Raw genomic sequence first — 19,965 nt, forward strand, 5'->3', positions numbered from 1 at the left:
ACGAGCATGCGCGAATCCGTCGGCGATACAAGAAAATGTCGTGCCATGGCGGTGCCCATGGGTAAAATCATGTCTGTTATGGCACGAACAGCATCTTCCACCCCGAAATCAAGCGGCAAGTCAAACGGCAAGGGATCCGCAGGTAAATCGCGTTCCGGCGATACCAAGGTCATGGACGAGACCGAACCGTCGGCGATGGCGGTCATACTGCGCAAATACCGCCGCGACATCGCATGTTTCATCATGGCCATTCTCGCGGTGCTGTTTTGCGCATCCGAATGGTTCCGGGTCCAAGGCGCCTTCGGCCAGGTGTTGCACGCCATGGCATCGGGACTGTTCGGCCTGACTAGTGTGATTCTGCCGGTCTTCCTCGCGCTTGTGGTGTTCAGCCTGATGCGCAAAACCCAGAACCGGAACGAGAACCTCCATATGGCGCTCGGATGGCTCATGATTCTATGGTCCGTCTGCTCGATTCTCGACGCGGCCATCGCCTCCGATTCCACGACTTTCGACATGGCTTTGCTGCAGCGCGCCGGAGGATTGCTCGGCTATGTGCTGGGATGTCCGTTGGCATGGGGACTTTCCAAAGGTTTTTCGATCGCGATTTTCGTGGTCGTCATCCTTTTCGCACTGCTGCTGATCACCCATACGCGCGTCACGCAGATTCCCGACAAGGTGGGGACGTTGGTATCGAGGTTCTTAGGTACGTCGAAGCAACGTGATGACACCGTCGACGAGACGGAGCAATTCCCCAACGAAGTGCGTGTCGGCGATACGACGCTCGCTTTCGCCGAAGGGGTCCCGTCGCATGACGGCACTGATGAGAATGATGACGACGTCAAACCGGGTCTGTTCGCCCGTATGAGGCAACGGCTTTCGTCCCGCAAAGCCAAGCATGATGAGGACGGCGATCTCGATCATTACGCCGGCGACGAAGCGTTCCTTAACGCGGCCGATCGCCATGGGCAGATTGCGGAAACCATGGTGGACGATTCCGGACGACGCGACACGTCACCGCGGAGCATATCCTCCGGCGATTATGATGCGGATGGTTACGCCGCCGTGCCGTCCGGCACCACGGTCATGCCGCAGGAAGGGCACAGCCGTTCCGTCGCCTCCGATCCGATCGATGTGTTATCCGGCTCCATGGGCGGCGCATCCGCATTGGTGCCGGCCGACGAGGTCAAACCCGTCGGCGTCGCTCCGAATGATCCGTGGGCGGTCATCGACGAGGACGGCACCTCCAACGGCAAGGAAGTCATGGTGGACGCCGCCACCGGAGAGGTTCTTGACGATGCGCATTCTGATGCTGATGCTGCATCGGAGCCGGACGGGACTCCCGAAGGCCCATATCATCTGCCCGACCTCAACATCCTCAAGAAAGGCGCGCCGCATGCCGCGCATACGCCGGAGAACGATCGCGTCATCCGTGCGCTGACCGGCACTTTCCAGCAGTTCAATGTCGACGCGAAGGTCATCGGCTTCCTGCGCGGCCCCTCGGTCACCATGTATGAGGTGGAGCTCGGCCCCGGCGTCAAAGTCGAGAAGGTCACCAATCTGCAGAAGAACATCGCCTATGCGGTGGCCAGCTCCGATGTACGTATCCTGTCGGTGATCGAAGGCAAGTCTGCCATCGGCATCGAAATTCCGAACACCGATCGCGAGACTGTGGTGCTGGGCGATGTGTTGCGTTCCGACAAGGCAAGAAACGACCCTAATCCGATGCTTACCGGCGTCGGCAAGGACGTGGAGGGCCACTTCGTGACCGCCGACCTGACCAAGATGCCCCACCTCCTGGTGGCCGGCGCCACCGGATCCGGTAAATCGAGCTTCATCAACTCCATGCTGACTTCCGTGATCATGCGAGCCACGCCCGACCAGGTCCGCATGATCATGGTCGACCCGAAGCGAGTGGAGCTGTCCGCATATGCGGGCATTCCGCATCTGCTCACGCCGATCATCACCGATCCGAAGAAGGCGGCGCAGGCGCTCGAATGGGTGGTCAAGGAGATGGACGCCCGCTACAGTGACCTCGAATTCTTCGGATTCCGCCATATCAAGGATTTCAATGCGGCAGTGCGCGCCGGCAAGGTGCATGCGCCAGCCGGATCCAAGCGCAAGGTGGCCCCATATCCGTACATCCTGGTGGTCGTGGACGAGATGGCGGACCTCATGATGGTGGCCAAGAACGACGTGGAAAGCTCCATCCAGCGCATCACCCAGCTGGCACGAGCCGCGGGTGTCCATCTGGTGCTCGCCACCCAGCGTCCGTCCGTCGACGTGGTCACTGGTCTGATCAAGGCCAACATCCCGTCCCGTTTGGCGTTCGCTACCTCATCCGCCACCGATTCCCGCGTCATCCTCGACGCCACCGGGGCGGAGACCCTGATCGGACAGGGCGATGCCCTGTTCCTGCCCATGGGGCAGGCCAAGCCGATTCGAGTGCAGGGCGCGTGGGTCGACGAATCCGAAATACGCCGTGCGGTGGAATTCGTTCGGACCCAGCGCAAGCCCCACTATCGCGAGGATATCGAGGAGATGGCCAAGGAAGCCGAGAAGAAGGCCGTCGAGCCGGATGAGGACATCGGCAACGACATGGACGTGCTGCTGCAGGCCGCGGAACTGGTGGTCTCCACGCAGTTCGGCTCCACTTCCATGCTGCAGCGCAAGCTGCGTGTCGGATTCGCCAAGGCCGGTCGCCTGATGGACCTGCTCGAATCTCGTGGCGTGGTGGGCCCATCCGAAGGGTCCAAGGCCCGTGAGGTGCTTGTGCAGCCGCAGGATCTGCCCCAGGTGCTCGCCTTCATCAAAGGCGAGACGTCCTCGCTCACCGGCGGCGCGTCCCCATCGGACGGCGCACGGTCCTGAGATGCGACGGGCGTGACAATCGCGCGCTTTGCATCAAGTAGCGGTGTCAGGGTAACGTGAACGGTATGGAAAAGCAAGAAGAACGCAAACCGTCCCTGCTTGACGGGTGGAATTCCCCGCCGAACATCGTGACCTTCTCCCGTATCATCCTCGTCATCATCTTCCTCGCGTTGTACGTCATGGCCGGCGCCTGGGGTACGAAGAATACGACCATGCGCTGGTGGGCGGCGGTCATCTTCATCATCGCCGCGTGCACCGATAAGCTCGACGGCTGGATGGCCCGCAAATACAACCAGGTCACCGAGTTGGGCAAGCTTATGGATCCGATCGCGGACAAGCTGCTCACCTGCGGCACTCTGATCGTCGCCGCCATCTTCAACGAGTTCGGCAATGTCGTGCTCGGCTGGGTCGTGACCGCGCTGTTCCTCATCCGTGAGATCGGCATCACCGTCATGCGTTTCTTCGTCATCGACACCGGCGGCAAGGTCATCGCCGCGTCCCAGGCTGGCAAATACAAGACGCTCTGCCAGTGCGTCGGCCTGGCCATGCTCATGCTGCCGATGTGGAGCCTCGCCGACGGTATGAACGCCACCCCGTTGTGGATGACCATCTACTACACCATCACCTACGCCTTGATCTATCTTGCGCTGATTCTGTGCCTGTATTCGGGCGGAGAGTATCTCATCAACACGTTCGGCGGCCGTAAGAAGACCTCGAAGGAAGCAAAGTAGTCCGATGGACGAAACCGAATTCTCAACGGCCGTGGCCAGCCAATCGCAGTGCGATGAGCTGGCCACGGCCGTTTTGCGCTATTGTGACAACAACCATTTCAAGATCGCCGCCGCTGAATCGCTCACTGGTGGACTGCTGGCCGACGCCTTCGTGCGCATCCCCGGTGCTTCGAAAGTGTTTCTCGGCTCGGCGGTGACCTACGACATTCGTGCCAAGGCGAAGATTCTCGGCGTCGATCGCGATCTATTGAATAGAGAGGGTGCGGTGCATCCCGAAGTGGCGCGGCAGATGGCGTCTGGCACCGCGCGTCTCTACCAGCAGGACGAGGATGGCGATTGCGTCATCGGCCTGTCCACCACTGGTGTGGCCGGACCGGGACCGGACGGGGACAAGCCGGCCGGCTTGGCGTATATCGGTTGTTCCTTGCCGTCTGGCTTCGGAGACGTTCATTCGCGACGAACGGTCGCCTTCGAACTGAGATTGAATGGTGGGCGTGAGGCTGTCCGTCGAGGTGTCATGCAATGCATTCTGGAAAAACTGAGAATTCTTTCAGCACTTTCACAGGAATAATCGGCGACCATGGGTGTTGACCGTAGTGGAAATACGCAACGCAAGCGAAAGGGGCCGGCGGCATGGACGCGATGACACTCACCAAGGAACAGATGGAACTCAAGGCGATGGCCCCCGCGGTGCAAAGCGGTAATGTCCGTGTCAGGGAGCTCACTCCGGCCCAGCGTCGCGCGGTGATGTTCGCCCAGCAGCAGGTGTTGCGTGCCCGGGCCGCCAAAAGGGCCAAGGATGAGCGTCAGGCCGCGTTGACCCGCATGTGGCAGGAGGAGGACGGCGATCACGCTCGGGCGTATGCCGCGTCTCCGTCCGCGGAAACGGTGGAAGAGCCCAAGGAGGTTTCCCTGCGCGAGGCGATTGGTCACGTGTTGCGCGACCTGCGCACCCATGACCGCAAGACGTTGCGCGAAGTCAGCGAAAAGGCCGGAGTGTCCCTCGGATATCTGTCTGAGGTGGAGCGTGGACAGAAGGAGGCCAGTTCCGAGCTTCTGAGCTCCATCGCCCAATCGCTCGGCGTCTCCACCGCTCAGATGCTGCGTATGGTCGCCGATTATCTCGATTCGGTCGCGGCCTGATTCGTATTGGATCGTCAACGCCTGGCAGCTTAGGTTGCCGGGCGTTTTCATTTGGTTGCGTTCGCTGAGTACACTTGAATCCGTGCAGGAACGTGAATTTTGGCAATTGCTTGAGGAAGTGCTCGGGCGCAGCTACGGGCGTGCTCTCGCGCACGACCAGGTGCTCGACAGGTTGGAGGGCATGACGGCCATCGAGGCGCTTGACGCGGGGGAGGAGCCCCGTGTGGTGTGGAACGTGCTGTGCGACCAGATGAACATCCCTGATTCCAGAAGATGGGGCAAGGATCATAACGCCCCTCCGATGCCGGTCCGCTGAGCACATTCATCGCGAAACACCGTTTCGAACAGATGTTCGTATGATGGGATATAGTTATCCACAGGACATATGGATTGGATTGATGCCGACGGCTTGTTTCCGGAATTCCGAAATGGCGGAAAATCGGGATAAATGAGCTTGGGACGCATCAAAAAGCATGTTCTCCGACCACAAGGGTCGTTTGGATTTGCATGGATGGATGGTACGGCTTTACGGTGAGGTCATCATTCGTCTCGGTAAAACAACAAGGAGTAGCCATGGCACAGACGAGCGCGACGAAGAACGCCGCACAGAACAAGTCCGCGAACGGAATCGATCCGCGCCGTCAGGCCGCGCTTGACACGGCGCTCGCGCAGGTTGAGAAAAGCTTCGGCAAGGGGTCCGCCATGCGATTGGGCGATCGGCCGGAGCAAGACGTCGAAGTCATTCCGACCGGCTCCTTGGCGTTGGATATGGCGCTGGGTATCGGCGGCCTGCCCAAAGGACGAATCGTGGAGATCTATGGTCCGGAATCCTCCGGCAAGACCACGCTGGCATTGCACGTGGTGGCGAACGCGCAGAAAGCCGGTGGCGTCGCGGCCTTCATCGATGCTGAACACGCACTTGACCCTGTCTATGCGCGTAAATTGGGCGTCGATACCGATTCGTTGATCGTCTCCCAGCCTGATAACGGCGAGCAGGCGTTGGAGATCGCCGACATGCTGATTCGCTCCGGCGCGCTGGATGTGATTGTCATCGATTCCGTCGCGGCCTTGGTGCCGAAGGCGGAAATCGAAGGTGAAATGGGAGACAGCCACGTAGGTCTTCAGGCGCGTCTGATGAGCCAGGCGTTGCGCAAGATGACCGGCGCGCTGGCACAAGCCGGCACTACCGCCATCTTTATCAACCAGCTTCGTGAGAAGATCGGCGTGTTCTTCGGCAATCCGGAAACCACCACCGGTGGCAAGGCTCTGAAGTTCTATGCTTCCGTGCGCATGGACATTCGCCGTATCCAGACCATCAAGAACGGTGACGAGGCCGTGGGCAACCGCACCAAGGTCAAGGTGGTCAAGAACAAGATGGCTCCGCCGTTCAAGACGGCTGAATTCGATGTGCTTTATGGCGAGGGCATTTCCAAGGAGGGTTCCGTGCTCGATATGGCCTTGCAAGCCAACGTCGTCAAGAAGTCCGGCTCGTGGTTCACCTATGAAGGCGATCAGTTGGGACAGGGACGTGAGAACGTGCGTCAATTCCTCAAGGACAATCCGGAGCTCACGGAGGAGATCGAGAACAAGGTCAAAACGGCGTTCGGCCTGATCAAGCCTACCGACCAGTTCGCGGAAGATGGTGCGGAGGACGGCGCGGAATCGACTTCCGGCGGCAAGGAGAAAGCCGACGCGGACAAGCCTGCGGCCAAGACATCCAAAACGGACGCCAAGGCGTGACGCATGATTGACGCCGAACGTTTTCTTGAGGAACAGGGCCTTCAGCCGGCTTCGGCCGACGCTGGGGGCCCTGTCCCTTTCGGCACGGATGCGAAGAACGCATCCGATCGGCCGCGATTGCGGCGGATGGATTTCGGAAGGTCCGGCGAGTTCGCTGGCAGCGCAAACACGCTGAAGACGTCGCGACACGCGCGACACGCTGGGCGTGTCGCGAATCATGCCTCAGAAAGGACGATGCCGGACGCCAATGATCTCGATTCGTGCCGAGAGGCCGCGCTCCGATTGCTGGACGCGGCGCCACGCCCCTCCGGCGCTTTGCGCGAGAGACTCGTCGGCAAAGGATACGCGGTCGAGGTGGTCGATGACGTCATTGATCGGTTGGAACGGGTGCAGCTGGTTGATGATGAGGCCTATGTGCAATCAGCTGTGCGCTACTGCGCGGCGCGTCTCATGGGACGGAGGGGAGCGGTCATGGAACTCGTCCGCAAGGGCGTTGACCGCAGACTCGCGCAGCGCGCCTGCGATGAGGCGGAGGCCGAAGGCGTGTTTTCCGAAGCCGCGTGGGAACTGGGACGTAGGACCGCGCGTAAAACCATCGGAATGGACCGCGACGTGCGTAAACGCCGTTTCTGGAGCGCCGGTGGAAGAAAAGGCCACAATCCCGACATTCTGCGGCAAATCGCGCAAGAATTGTTCGACTGAAGCCTGCAATCGACCATGGAGAACCGTCCCGTAAATCGGCGGGAAAAATGGGGATGAGACCTCTTATACCCCGGGTTCTGTCGTGCCAAAGGCACGGATGGCCATCCATCTCGACCTGACGTTGCCGTCAGGCTCTAGCAGCCTACCCGAAGGCTTCGGACGAGCAGTCCTCGGACGCCTTCTGCTTGGCCTTGCTCCCGATGAGGCTTGCCATGCGGCCCACTGTCACCAGCGGCCCGGTGGTCTCTTACACCACCGTTTCACCCTTACCCACCGGCCGAAACCGGTAAGGCGGTCTATTCTCTGCTGCGCTATCTCTCAGGTCACCCTGGGCGGACGTTATCCGCCATCGTGCTCTATGGAGCCCGGAAGTTCCTCAACCGGCAAAGCCGGTCGCGGCCATCAAGAGGTCTCAAACGCACAACTATAGCAAGAGAATGGCCGAAAGCAAAGCGTAAAAAAACTTTTGTTTTTCTCGGGGCGTCATGCCTCAAATCGATGATCTTATGGCTACAATGATGACTACCAAGCAGCGATGCAGCTGGTTGGTCCGTATATAGCGGGTGAAACCGCTTGACTCTAGGGAGGTTCACATGGAAATCGTCGTTACCGGACGTCATACGCAGATTAAGCAAAGGTTCCGTGACGTTGTCGAAAGCAAGATGAATCGTGTGACCGCTATCGCCCCGGATGCGCAGCGTGCCCAGATCGTGCTGTCCCATGAGGGCAATCCGCGCCAGGCCGATACCGCCAAGCGCGTTGAAATCACAGTCATCGCAGGCCGTACCGTGGTGCGCGCCGAAGCGTCCAGCGCCGACGAGTTCAGCGCCCTTGATCTGGCTCTTGACAAGCTGACCCTCCGTCTGCGCCGCACGCGCGACCGTCGCAAGGATCATCGTCGTGGCTACACCGATCCCGTTCCGGTCGATCTTGGTCCGGTCGAGCCTGCCGTGGTCGAGGAGAAGGAGCCGGAGGAGCCGAACAACAGCCCGGCCGATGCCGTCTCCGCCGATCTTGGCCCCGGAGAGTCCGTCGAAGTCCAGGTCGGCGACACCCCGATCGTCATCCGTCGCAAGCTGCATATCGCCGAGCCGATGACCATCGATGAGGCTCTGTATGAGATGGAGCTGATCGGCCACGACTTCTTCCTGTTCGTGAACAAGGAGACCGGACGCCCGTCCGTCGTCTACCGTCGTCACGGCTGGAGCTATGGCGTCTTCGAGATCGACACCCCGGAGAACGTGGCCAAGAAGAAGTGAACCTGTAGGCATCTGAATATTCCCGAGGAGGGCCCGCGCAATATATGCGCGGGCCCTCCTCGCATATGTGCGTGCGGCGATGAACAGAGATGTGAACGCTCGCTCGAATGGCGCGACACGCAAAAAACTTACGTAAAATGGACGGAATTTTTCGAGAATCGCGAGGAAGGGACTATCCTCAATCGAGGAAAGTCACCATACACAAAGGGAGTGATTGTGGTAGATATCGTTGACAAAGCCTTGCGCATGGGCGAAGGCCGACAGATCAAGAAGCTCGAGAACGTGGCCAAGGCGACCAACGCCTTCGAGGATGAGATCGCGGCCCTCGATGACGAGGAGCTCAAAGGCCAGACCGCCAAGTTCAAGCAGCGCATCGAAAACGGCGAATCCCTCGACAAGCTCATGCCGGAAGCCTTCGCCACCGTGCGTGAGGCGTCCAAGCGCACTTTGGGCCTGCGCCACTTCGACGTGCAGCTCATGGGCGGCGCCGCGCTGCACTGGGGCAACATCGCCGAAATGAAGACCGGTGAAGGCAAGACCCTCGTGGCCACGCTGCCCGCATATCTGAACGCGCTCGAAGGCAAGGGCGTCCACGTCGTCACCGTCAACGATTACCTGGCCAGCTACCAGGCCGAGCTGATGGGACGCGTCTACCGTTTCCTCGGCATGAGCACCGGCTGCATCATCACCAACCAGAAGCCGCCGGAGCGCCGCAAGCAGTACAACGCGGACATCACCTACGGCACCAACAACGAGTTCGGCTTCGACTATCTGCGCGACAACATGGCGTGGGAGAAGTCCGACCTTGTGCAGCGCGGACACCATTACGCCATCGTCGATGAGGTCGATTCCATTCTCATCGACGAGGCACGTACCCCGTTGATCATCTCCGGTCCAGCCGAGGGCGATGTGACCCGCTGGTACAGGCAGTTCGCGCGTCTGGTCCTGAAGCTCAACCGCGACGAGGACTACGAGGTCGACGAGAAGAAGAAGGTCGTCGGCATTCTCGATCCGGGCATCACCAAGGTGGAGGACTACCTCGGCATCGACAACCTGTACGAGCCCAACAACACCGCGCTGATCGGCTACCTGAACAACGCCATCAAGGCCAAGGAACTGTTCCTGCGCGACCGTGATTACGTCGTGACCGGCGGCGAGGTGCTCATCGTCGACGAGCATACCGGCCGTATCCTGCCGGGCCGCCGATACAACGAAGGTCTGCACCAGGCCATCGAAGCCAAGGAAGGCGTGGAAGTCAAGCCTGAAAACCAGACCTTCGCCACCATCACCCTGCAGAACTACTTCCGCATGTACGACAAGCTGGCCGGCATGACCGGTACGGCGGAGACCGAGGCCGCCGAGTTCATGGGCACATACAAACTTGGCGTGCTGCCCATCCCGACCAACAAGCCGATGATTCGCGAGGACAAGGACGATCTGATCTTCCGCACCAAGAAGGAGAAGCTCGCCGCCATTGTGCGTGACGTGGCCAAGCGCCACAAGAAGGGCCAGCCGGTCCTTCTGGGCACCGCGTCCGTGGAATCCTCCGAAGTCGTGTCCACCCTGCTTGATGTGGCCAAGATTCCGCATCAGGTGCTGAACGCGAAGCAGCATGACAAGGAAGCCGCGGTCGTGGCCGTCGCCGGCCGCAAGGGCGCTGTCACCGTCGCCACCAACATGGCCGGTCGTGGTACCGATATCATGCTCGGCGGCAACGTCGAGTTCCTGGCCGATGCGAAGCTCAAGTCCGAAGGCTACTCCCCGGATGCCACTCCGGACGAGTACGAGAAGCGCTGGCCAGGAACCTTGGCCGAGATCAAGGAGCAGGTCAAGGACGAGCATGAGGAGGTCGTCAAGCTCGGCGGTCTGTATGTGCTCGGCACCGAACGCCACGAATCCCGCCGTATCGACAACCAGCTCCGTGGCCGTTCCGGCCGTCAGGGTGATCCAGGCGAATCCCGCTTCTACCTGTCCCTCGAAGACGATCTGATGCGTCTGTTCAACACCCAGCTGGTGGCACGCGTCATGGCCAAGGGCATGCCGGAAGGCGAGCCGATCGAGGCCAAGAGCGTTTCCAAGGGCGTGCGCACCGCGCAGAAGGCCGTTGAGTCGCGCAACTTCGAGATCCGTAAGAACGTGCTGAAGTACGACGACGTGATGAACAAGCAGCGTACCGTCATCTACGCCGAACGCCAGTCCGTGCTGAAGGGTGCCGACATCCACGAGGACATCCTCAGGTTCATCGACGACACCGTGTTGAGCTACATCAAGGGCGCTAAAAACGGTTCCGACAAGCCGGCCGAGTGGGATTGGGACGGTCTGTTCAAGGCCATCGCCTCCGTGTACCCGATCGCCGTGGAACAGGAGGCCGCCAAGGACGCCGTCGCCAAGCTCAAGGGCGACAAGGCAGTGGACGCGCTGAAGGAGCTCATCGTCTCCGACGCCAAGGACCAGTACTCCGAATTCGAGGACAAGCTCGGTGCGGAGGGACTGCGCCAGCTCGAACGTCGCGTGGTGCTCGCCGTGCTCGACCGCAAGTGGCGTGAGCACCTGTACGAGATGGATTACCTCAAGGACGGCATCGGCCTGCGCGGCATGGGCCAGCGCGATCCGCTGGTCGAATACCAGCGTGAAGGCTACCAGATGTACAACTCCATGATCGAAGCCATCAAGGAGGAGACCATCCAGCTGTTGTTCCACGTGGACATCGACCGCGTGGCCATGACTGAGGACGAATCCACCGAATCCGACGAGGACGAGGCGGTGAACGCCGCCGAAGCCGTGATGGGCCTGGACGGCGAAGCCTCCGCCACGGGAGAGTCCGCTCCGAGCGAGCCAGAGACCGATGATGAGGCCGAGAAGACCACCATCGATGAGCTGGCCGACGAGCAGAAGAACGAGAAGGGCATTGTCGGCATGCAGCCGATCAGCCACGCCGAAGGCAAGGTTCCGGCCAACAAGCGCCCGAAGAGCGAGGAGCTGCACTCCCCGTGGGCTGATGGCCGCACCTTCCCGGGAACCGGCAAGAACGCCCAGTGCCCGTGCGGTTCCGGTCGTAAGTACAAGATGTGCCACGGCCAGAACGAGAAGTGATAGTGACAGCAGTCCGATTGGCCATCGGATAGCCAACTAAGTATGCGCTGAGGGGCGGCATCCATATGTTATTGGATGCCGCCCCTCAGCGCATACTTGCAATCTGGGAATGAAATTAGGTCTAATAATGGCTTCGTGCACTTGGTGATCTGATACAAGACATGCGCGGTGAATTTTTGGAGCCGTGCAAATTGCGATTCCGCACTGTGTTGCTTCAGAGGATCATTCCACGGTGAATCCTTGCGATTCCGCATATTCGGGAAGTTCGATGGCCCATTGGCCTATGACGTCCAACGAGTTGCCTCCAGGTACCAGGGACGGTACCAGCGAGTCATGGTAGGCGGCATTGAGCCGCGTCGCGAACGGCAGATTGTTCCAATCGCGGTTCAGCAGATTCGCGGATTTGACGTACACCTCATAGATGCGTTGATCGAAATACGGATCGATGATGGAGAGGATCTTCGGATTGCTCTGGAAATATCGGGTGGCGGAGAAACCGCCGAGGGGACGCAGGTCCACCGATTCGGGATTCGTCTGGAACCAGTGCGCGAACTGCAATGCCGCCCGCTGGCGTTTTCTCGAGGTCCGCGCGCTGATGGTAAGCACCGATCCGCCGATTTCCGCAGTGCAGACATCATCCGGCGTTCCAAAGCTCGGCGGAAGCGTGACGCGCCATTTTCCGGCGGATGCCGGGTATGATGATGCAAGGATCTTTCCGAACCAGTTCGCGTATATGAATGTCGCGAACGTGCCATCCTCGGGAAGCGCGTATCGTCCATCCCAAATCGGTTCGGCTTTGAGCACGCCATCATCGATGCAACGTTGGATGAATCGTGCCGTTTCCCGGATGACGGGATCCGTCAGCTGGAAGGAGATGCTGTCGGTGCCGGTGACGGTCCAGGGTTTGCCATGCGCCATGCGCAGGAACGACAGGTAATGCTGCACATCGGTGGTGTCGATGATGCCCATCCACCGGTTCGGATTGCGTTGATGGAGTTTGATGCCTTCCTCATAGAACTGCTCCCATGTGGTCGGCACTTTCAGACCGTATCGGTCGATGATGTCCTTCCGATAGAACATCACGGTTTGGCCGGAATCTCCCGGAAGACCGTAGAGGTGTCCGGCATAATGGGACGCTCGCCAAACGGCGTCGGTGTACAGTCCGCTCCATTTCTCCTCCACATTCGGGGCTCCGATGTCGAGCAATACGCCGGCCGCCGCGAATTGCGGGAGCTTGTCCCGTTCCACATTGAACAGGTCGGGCACTGATCTGTTGTTGGTGACACGTTCCCAGTACAGGGCATTGGTCTGTTCTTGGGTATGGCCTTCTATGGGGTCTATGGCGATGTTCGGATGCGTCCGCATAAAGGCTTCGATGCGGGGGATCGTTTCGTTGAATTGGCTGGAGAGCATGGTCAGGGTGACCGTGTCGTCATCCCGTTCCTTGAGGTTGACATACGGTCCGAGCCGCATCGTCGAGCGACGTGACGATATCACGGATTCCCGCTTGACATATTCCGACGAATCGGTGAAGTTCATCGTATGCGGGGCTTCGGCGGCGATCTCGTTAAGCAATATCCTGGCTGCCTGCTTGGCCAGGATCTGGGCGTGTTGATCGACGGTGCTCAAAGGAACGGATTGCGCAGCCGCCTCCTCGATATTGTCGAAGCCGATGACCGACACATCATCCGGAATACGCATTCCCGAACGGCGTGCCGCGGAAATGAAGCCAATGGCAAGCTGGTCGTTGTATGCGAACACCGCATCCGTGGGATGCTTGAGATACTGTGCGAAGGCCTGCTTTCCTCCATCCAGGGCGATGTCGAATCCTCGTACCGTTCGCACGGATAGGTCGTATCGATATGCGGCGGTCCGGATCATCCTGCGTCTCGTCTCGCTGGACCATGTGTTCGCGTTGCCCGCGAGATATGTGATGGAACGATGTCCGGTCTCATGCAGATGACGCACTGCCGCGTCGATCGCATTTTGGGGATCGCTGGTGACGCTTGAGATGCCTGTGATGGACCGGTTGATCATCACTGTGGGACGGACCATGACCACACGTTTGAGATCGGGTTCGCTCATGGTGGAGGAGATGAAGACCAGGCCGTCGACCGATCGTGTGAGTTTGGCGATGGTCTGCTTGCTGGCGGCGTATTCGCTGGATGATTCGAGCATCAGTAGATCATAGCCGTGGGGCCGCAAGGCGTCTCTCAAGCAGTGCAGGATGTCTGCGTAAAAAGGATTGCGGCAATCCGGGACGACCACGCCGATCATGCTGGTCGATTGCAACGACGGGTGCCGTGTCGCGGGATCAGTGGCCAGATATCCAAGTCTTTCCGCCACTTGGCGGACTTTGAATTCAGTTTTCGCGGAAAGCCGTCCGGGCTTGGACAGCGCGCGCGACACGGTGGAAGGACTTACGCCTGCCTCTTTGGCGATGTCGTAGATGGTCACCTGCCTGTCTTGGACGGGCTTTGTGCTCGATGCGCTTGCTGATGTCATCATGACTGCTCCATATGGTTGTTGCCAACTGTTGCCTTACGATAGCAGGTTCTGGCAACTATTGGCAATTTTCCGCCCTCCATGTGCGTTGAGAACGATACTGAAGTCAAGCTGATTCAGGAACCACGAATCATCGACTGCGGATCGACTCGCTGTTCAATGAAGAATCCTGATAAAGACAACGTATGGAGGAACAATGACGATTTCCATAACATCGAATACGGAAATTACAGGAGCGCATGTTTCCGAAGCGGTAGGCTTCGCAGTGGAAGACGTCGAACGGGACATCGCCAAGACCACATTGCCGGGTGACGAACCGGGCGCCCGCATCGTTCTCGTTGAGGAACCTCACGAGGATGAGGCGTGGGAGGTCAAGGTCAACGGCAACGACATCGAAGTGCATGCCGGTGATGACTTCGGCTTCATCTATGGTCTGTATGCCATCAGCCGCGAACTGCTCGGGGTCAAGGACTTCTGGTTCTGGAACGACCAGCGTTTCGAGCCGGTCGAGAAGATTGCGGTGGCCGATGACTTCACCGCAAAGTCCAAGCCCACCGCAGTGCGGTACAAGGGCTTCTTCATCAACGACGAAGTGCTGTTGGAGGACTGGAACGTCGACAATGACAAGGAAAAGCCTTGGCGTCTCGCCTTCGAGACCGTGTATCGTCTGGGCGGCAACTTGGTCATCCCGGGGTCCGGCCAGCGTGGCGAGCCGCATCTTGATCTCGCCCGTCGCATGGGCTTCTATATCAACCAGCATCATGCCTGCCCGCTGGGCGCGCAGATGTTCGCGGTCGCCTATCCGGGACTGAAGCCGCAGTGGCCGGAACAGAAGGACAAGTTCGAGGCGTTGTGGAAAGCCGGCATCGAGGACAGTAAGAAATACCGCACTGTGTGGACCCTGGGTTTCCGCGGGCAAGGCGACCAGCCGTTCTGGAATTACGATCCGCGCTACGCCACCGACGAAGCCCGTGGCAAGCTGCTTTCCGATATCATCCAACGCCAGTACGATCTCGTGCAGGAGGCCGATCCGGATTCCCCGTGCGTGATCTACCTGTACGGCGAGGCGATGGACCTGTACCGCAAGGGTGTGCTTACCTATCCGAAGGATGTCATCAAGGTCTGGGCGGATAACGGGTTCGGCCGCATGGTCTCCCGACGCCAGGAGAACTGGAATCCGCGTATCCCCGCAATGCCCGAGGGTGACGGCAAGAACGGCATCTACTTCCATGCCAGCTTCTATGACCTGCAGGCCGCGAACCATACCACCGAGATCTGCAATGATCCGAGACTCATCGCAGGCGAGCTGGAGAAAGTCATCGAGAACGGCGGCGGCGATGTGTGGATCATGAACGCATCCAACATCAAGCCCCACGTCTACATGCTCAACATGATGGCTTCCGTTTGGCGCGACGGCAAAATCGATTTCGAGAAGGTCGCCAAGGATTATCTGGCCGAATACTATGGCGAAGACAATGCGGATGCCGTGTTCGACCTGTATGAGGACTACTGGAAGGTCGCGGTTCCATACGGGCCGAATTGGGACGATCATGCCGGCGAGCAGTTCTTCAACCATGTGCCACGCATGCTGACCACGGCGTTCCTGCGCGACAAGGACGCTCCGTCCGAGGACCTCCAGTGGATGCACGACGGCAAGACCCTTAAGGAACAGATCGAACATTTCCAGGCATTGTGCAAGCCGGCCGTCGAACGGTACGAGGCATTGTCCGACAAGGTGGAGCTGGCGGCCATCGCCGCGGAGCTGCGTGGCGAGCATGATGCGGCCGAGCTCATCCGCGATTCCATCGGCGTGATGGTCGGCATCTACGAGCACTGCGTCAAGGCGTCCTCGCTTGTGTGTGATTCCCTGCTTTCCGCATATGGCAAGCATTACCGCCATGCGTTCTACTACGCTGGGCTCGCCCGCGAGGAATTCACGGCAGGCGATCAGGCGATGCGCTCCCGTGAGCATGGCAAGTGGATTGGATTCTGGCGCAACGATTGCCTTACCGACATCAAACAGTCCGCTTGGGTCATGACCCAGCTCATGGGCTATCTGCGTTGCGTGGGCGATGGTCCGCATTACTACCAGTGGAAGCGCGACTTCACCTACCCGGTTTGGGAGAAGGACCTGTTCGTCATCATGAACATGGAGAACCATGAGACGGATGGCGAGATCTTCGAAGCCATGAAAAAAGCTTGGCAGAACTGATTTAAGGGAAGATAAGAAATAAGAAAGGAGTGCTGTCATGGCACAGCAACAGGCAACCCAGACACAGCCGTCGCAGGGTCGCAAAATCAAGCTGATCAATGCGATCGGCTACGCGTTCGGTGATTTCTATGGTGGTGGCTTCGGTCAGATCGCCACGTATCTGACACTGTTCTGGACCACGTTCGCAGGATTGAAGGTGGCGCAGGCCGGCTCCATCGTCGGCATCGCCACCATGCTTGCCGCATTCTCCGCATTGGTGTTCGGCACACTGTCCGACAATCTGTACAAATGGAAGGTTGGACGCAAGTTCGGACGTCGTCGTTTCCTCATTCTGCTTGGCGTGCCGACGCTGTTGGTCACGATTCTCATGTTCGTGCCGGGACTGCCGGTGTGGGCCTACTTCGTGGTGTACGCACTGTGGATCGTTGCCAACCAGCTCATTATGACGCCGTATTCCGTGCTGCCTAATGAGATGACCACCGACTTCAACGGCCGCACCATGCTGTCGACCACCCGTATGCTGTTCTCCGGCATCGCCACTGCCGTGATTCCGCTGGGCATGGCCGCCTTCCTGCAGGCACTGGGCGACAAGAAAGCGTCTTCCTACACGATCGCCATGGGCTTCTTCATCTGCCTGTTCGCCCTGTTCGTGTTCATAGCATACAAGTCCACGTGGGAGCTCACCCCCGAGGAGGCCGGCTTTGATGAAGCAGCGATCAACGCGCAGCACAAGGAGCCGTTCAACTTCGGCAAGTGGCTCAAGGGCGTGGGCGATATCTTCGTCGGCTATTTCTCCACGTTGCGCAACAAGACCTTCCGCAAGCACATCATCATCTACCTGCTCGGCCAGTCCTTCCTGGACATCTTCGGCCAGGTGTGGCTGTTCTTCGTGCTGTACAATCTCAACAAGCCGGTCGCCTTTGGTTCCGCCCTGCTGGGCATGGCTCTGATCGGCGAACCGTTGAAGCCGGTATTCGGCTGGCTGTTCACCAAGCTTGGACCGCGCAAGATGTTCTCGCTGAACTTCGCCGGCGCGATTCTTGGCCTGCTCGGACTGTGGGGCCTGTGGCAGACCGCTTCCCAGAATGGAGCCACGTGGTGGAACATCGCCCTGTACGTGGTCATGATTTGGTGGCTTATCTTCCGTGCCATGACTTGGTTCATTCCGTGGAACGTGTTCCCGTTCATTCCTGACGTCGATACGATCATGGCCGGCGAGAACCGTGGCGGCCTGTACATCGGTTTCCAGCAGTTCGCGCGCAAGATCACCGCAGGCCTGTCTGCCATGGCTTGGGGCTGGTTCCTCGGTGCCAACGGTTTCGTCGAGGACGCGTTCAAGGCAGGCAAGCCGCAGCCCGATCAGGCGGTGAACGCCATTGGCACCGTGCTGGTTTGGTGGATTATCGCCGGTCTCGCCGTGGCATGGATCGTGTCGCTTACCATGAAGCTCGACAAGAACACCGACGGCATTCTGCTCAAGGAGATCGATCGTCTCAAGAACGGTGGCAAGAAGAAAGACGTCGATCCGAACACCAAGAAGGTCGTTGAGGAACTCACCGGCATCAAGTACGAGAAGTGCTGGCCGCAAACCACCGAGTGAATTGTTCCGGTTCCGGTTCTGATTCATTCATACCACGCTGAATGATGGAAGCGGGGACAAGGCTACGGCCTTGTCCCCGCTTCCATCATGTCGTGCAACTTTTGGCAACAAATGGTCAGGTTGCGCGGATGACCGTATTTTGGAATCATACGGATGAGTCAATGTGGACGGAATATATGAACCGCGTGAAAGGAAATTAGACAATGAGTGCGATTTCCGAACTGCAGTCGCTGGCCAAAAATCGACACAAGCCGAAGGCCAAGCCCACCGACACCAAAGTGGCGATGGTGTTTCTCGCGCCATGGCTGGTCGGCGCCATCGTGCTGTCGCTGATCCCAATGCTGTATTCGCTGGCGATTTCATTCACCAAATACAACATGATTAAACCTGCAAAATTTGTGGGATTAATGAACTACCGGCATATGCTCGCCGATCCACGTTTCATCAGCTCGTTGAAGGTCACGCTGGTGTATGTCGTGGTTTCGGTGCCGCTGCAGCTGATTGCCGCATTGGCTCTGGCTGTGGTGCTCGACCGCGGCATGCGGGGCTTGGCGTTCTACCGCTCCGCCTTCTACCTGCCGTCCATGCTCGGCGGTTCGGTCGCCATCGCGGTGCTGTGGAAGATGGTCTTCGGTTCCGATGGGCTGTCCAATCGGTTCCTGGGATTGTTCGGCATCGACACGGCCATGAGCTGGATCGCCAACCCGGATACCGCGAACTGGACGCTGGTCGCCCTTCACGTATGGCAGTTCGGTTCGCCGATGGTGATCTTCCTCGCCGGACTGCGCCAGATTCCGCGCTCGTTGTATGAGGCCGCCAGCGTTGATGGGGCATCGGAATGGCGCCAGTTCCGTTCCATTACGTTGCCGATGCTCTCTCCAATCGTGTTCTTCAACTTGGTGATGAGCGTGATCAACAGTTTCCAGACTTTCACTCAGGCATATGTCGTGTCTGGAGGAACAGGCGGTCCCTCCGACTCCACGTTGTTCTACACGCTGTACCTCTACCAGCAGGGATTCGGTTCGTTGCGAATGGGATACGCTTCCGCGCTGGCCTGGATTCTCGTCGTGATAGTGGCTGCGTTGACGCTCGTCAATTTCGCTTTGTCAAAGTTCTGGGTGCATTACGATGACTGATTCGACTGTCATGAAGATGGAGGAACGTGAAATGCGTGGCGATGCCGAGAGAAAAGGCGATAGAAAGCGTGCTGTCGCACGTGTGGTCGTCCCGGTAATCAAGCAGGCGCTCGTGCTTGCTTTGGCGGTGTTCATGCTGTATCCGGTGTTATGGATGATCGCCAGCTCGTTGCGGCCGGGGGATAAGATCTTCACCGACATGGGGCTTGTGGTCACCAAGCCGGTATGGGAGAACTACATCGCGGGTTGGAACGCATTGAGCTATCCGTTCGGCCGGTATCTGCTGAATTCGTTGTTCATCGTGGTATGCGCCATCATCGGCAATACGCTGACCTGCTCGATGGCCGCCTACGCTTTCGCACGTTTGAATTTCCGCTTCCGCGGACCGCTGTTCGCGTTCATGCTGCTGATGCTGATGATCCCAATCCACGTGATTGTGATTCCGCAGTACATCATGTGGAACTCATTGCATCTGGTGAACACTTTCGTTCCGCTGATCCTGCCGAAATTCCTCGCCACGGACGGCTTCTTCACATTCCTGTTCTACCAGTTTCTGCGTGGCATCCCGCGTGAATTGGATGAGGCGGCGAAACTTGATGGCGCCGGCCACTTCCGTATCTTCTTCAATGTACTACTGCCGTTGATGAAGCCTGCGGTCGGCACCTGCGCCGTGTTCACGTTCATCTGGACATGGAACGATTTCTTCTCCCAGCTGCTGTATCTGACCAAGCCGGACATGTACACGGTTCCGATCGCATTGCGCACGTTCATCGACTCCCAATCGCAATCGAGCTATGGGCCGATGTTCGCCATGAGCGTCCTCAGCCTGATTCCACTGTTCCTGGTGTTCACTTTCGGACAGAAGTACCTGGTCCAGGGCATCGCAACCACGGGAGGCAAGTGATGCGGAGCGAATGTGATTCGGCGGTATCGGCAACGGATATCAGGGAGTTGTGAGATGAAGCGTATGCAGAAG

The 19,965-nt window shown here is 58.8% G+C and carries 14 protein-coding genes and 1 other RNA gene; 13 read left to right on the plus strand and 2 right to left on the minus strand.

Going from position 1 to position 19,965, the window contains the following annotated elements; all coding sequences use genetic code 11:
- Positions 1-78 precede the first annotated feature (78 nt).
- The 7 genes from AC1ATL_RS08945 to AC1ATL_RS08975 all read left to right on the plus strand — a co-directional run bounded on the left by AC1ATL_RS08945 (position 79) and on the right by AC1ATL_RS08975 (position 7,184).
- A complete protein-coding gene (locus AC1ATL_RS08945; protein ID WP_476569990.1) occupies positions 79-2,868 on the plus strand; it encodes a DNA translocase FtsK 4TM domain-containing protein in 2,790 nt (929 codons plus the stop codon).
- A 65-nt stretch (positions 2,869-2,933) separates the two neighbouring features.
- Complete coding sequence (gene pgsA, locus AC1ATL_RS08950) at positions 2,934-3,599, plus strand: CDP-diacylglycerol--glycerol-3-phosphate 3-phosphatidyltransferase (RefSeq protein WP_432624757.1); 666 nt, start codon at positions 2,934-2,936, stop codon at positions 3,597-3,599.
- A 4-nt stretch (positions 3,600-3,603) separates the two neighbouring features.
- Positions 3,604-4,170: a CinA family protein gene (locus tag AC1ATL_RS08955; RefSeq protein WP_476569958.1), complete on the plus strand. Its 567-nt coding sequence runs from the start codon at positions 3,604-3,606 to the stop codon at positions 4,168-4,170.
- A 62-nt stretch (positions 4,171-4,232) separates the two neighbouring features.
- Positions 4,233-4,742, plus strand: coding sequence for a helix-turn-helix domain-containing protein (locus tag AC1ATL_RS08960; RefSeq protein ID WP_432624137.1), 510 nt, complete (start codon positions 4,233-4,235; stop codon positions 4,740-4,742).
- Positions 4,743-4,824: 82 nt separating this feature from the next.
- Entirely contained in the window at positions 4,825-5,058 is a 234-nt protein-coding gene (locus AC1ATL_RS08965) for a DUF3046 domain-containing protein (RefSeq protein WP_432624138.1), read from the plus strand.
- 257 nt (positions 5,059-5,315) lie between these two features.
- Entirely contained in the window at positions 5,316-6,482 is a 1,167-nt protein-coding gene (gene recA / locus AC1ATL_RS08970; RefSeq protein WP_476569959.1) for a recombinase RecA, read from the plus strand.
- Between the two features lie 126 nt (positions 6,483-6,608).
- On the plus strand, positions 6,609-7,184 hold the full coding sequence (locus AC1ATL_RS08975; protein ID WP_476569991.1) for a regulatory protein RecX: 576 nt from the start codon (positions 6,609-6,611) through the stop codon (positions 7,182-7,184).
- A gap of 50 nt (positions 7,185-7,234) precedes the next feature.
- On the opposite strand, the gene rnpB is transcribed toward AC1ATL_RS08975, so the two are convergent.
- An RNA gene (rnpB, locus tag AC1ATL_RS08980) (RNase P RNA component class A) lies at positions 7,235-7,599 on the minus strand.
- Between the two features lie 178 nt (positions 7,600-7,777).
- Between rnpB and hpf the strand changes: the two genes are divergently transcribed.
- Entirely contained in the window at positions 7,778-8,443 is a 666-nt protein-coding gene (gene hpf / locus AC1ATL_RS08985; protein WP_432624140.1) for a ribosome hibernation-promoting factor, HPF/YfiA family, read from the plus strand.
- Positions 8,444-8,659: 216 nt separating this feature from the next.
- Positions 8,660-11,536, plus strand: coding sequence for a preprotein translocase subunit SecA (gene secA, locus AC1ATL_RS08990; RefSeq protein WP_476569960.1), 2,877 nt, complete (start codon positions 8,660-8,662; stop codon positions 11,534-11,536).
- Between the two features lie 222 nt (positions 11,537-11,758).
- Here secA and AC1ATL_RS08995 read toward each other — a convergent pair whose 3' ends face one another.
- A complete protein-coding gene (locus AC1ATL_RS08995) occupies positions 11,759-14,044 on the minus strand; it encodes an extracellular solute-binding protein (RefSeq protein WP_476569961.1) in 2,286 nt (761 codons plus the stop codon).
- 193 nt (positions 14,045-14,237) lie between these two features.
- Between AC1ATL_RS08995 and AC1ATL_RS09000 the strand changes: the two genes are divergently transcribed.
- The 4 genes from AC1ATL_RS09000 to AC1ATL_RS09015 all read left to right on the plus strand — a co-directional run bounded on the left by AC1ATL_RS09000 (position 14,238) and on the right by AC1ATL_RS09015 (position 19,893).
- The gene (locus AC1ATL_RS09000; RefSeq protein ID WP_476569962.1) at positions 14,238-16,253 is read left to right on the plus strand and encodes a glycosyl hydrolase 115 family protein; all 2,016 of its coding nucleotides are present in this window, start codon (positions 14,238-14,240) and stop codon (positions 16,251-16,253) included.
- Between the two features lie 37 nt (positions 16,254-16,290).
- Complete coding sequence (locus tag AC1ATL_RS09005; protein WP_476569963.1) at positions 16,291-17,853, plus strand: MFS transporter; 1,563 nt, start codon at positions 16,291-16,293, stop codon at positions 17,851-17,853.
- Between the two features lie 203 nt (positions 17,854-18,056).
- On the plus strand, positions 18,057-18,989 hold the full coding sequence (locus AC1ATL_RS09010; protein ID WP_476569964.1) for a carbohydrate ABC transporter permease: 933 nt from the start codon (positions 18,057-18,059) through the stop codon (positions 18,987-18,989).
- Positions 18,982-19,893 (plus strand): carbohydrate ABC transporter permease, encoded by a 912-nt coding sequence (locus AC1ATL_RS09015; RefSeq protein ID WP_476569965.1) that lies wholly within the window; start codon positions 18,982-18,984, stop codon positions 19,891-19,893. The genes AC1ATL_RS09010 and AC1ATL_RS09015 overlap by 8 nt, the downstream gene beginning before the upstream one ends.
- Positions 19,894-19,965: the final 72 nt, after the last annotated feature.

The sequence above is a fragment of the Bifidobacterium sp. LH_743 genome (assembly GCF_056355775.1).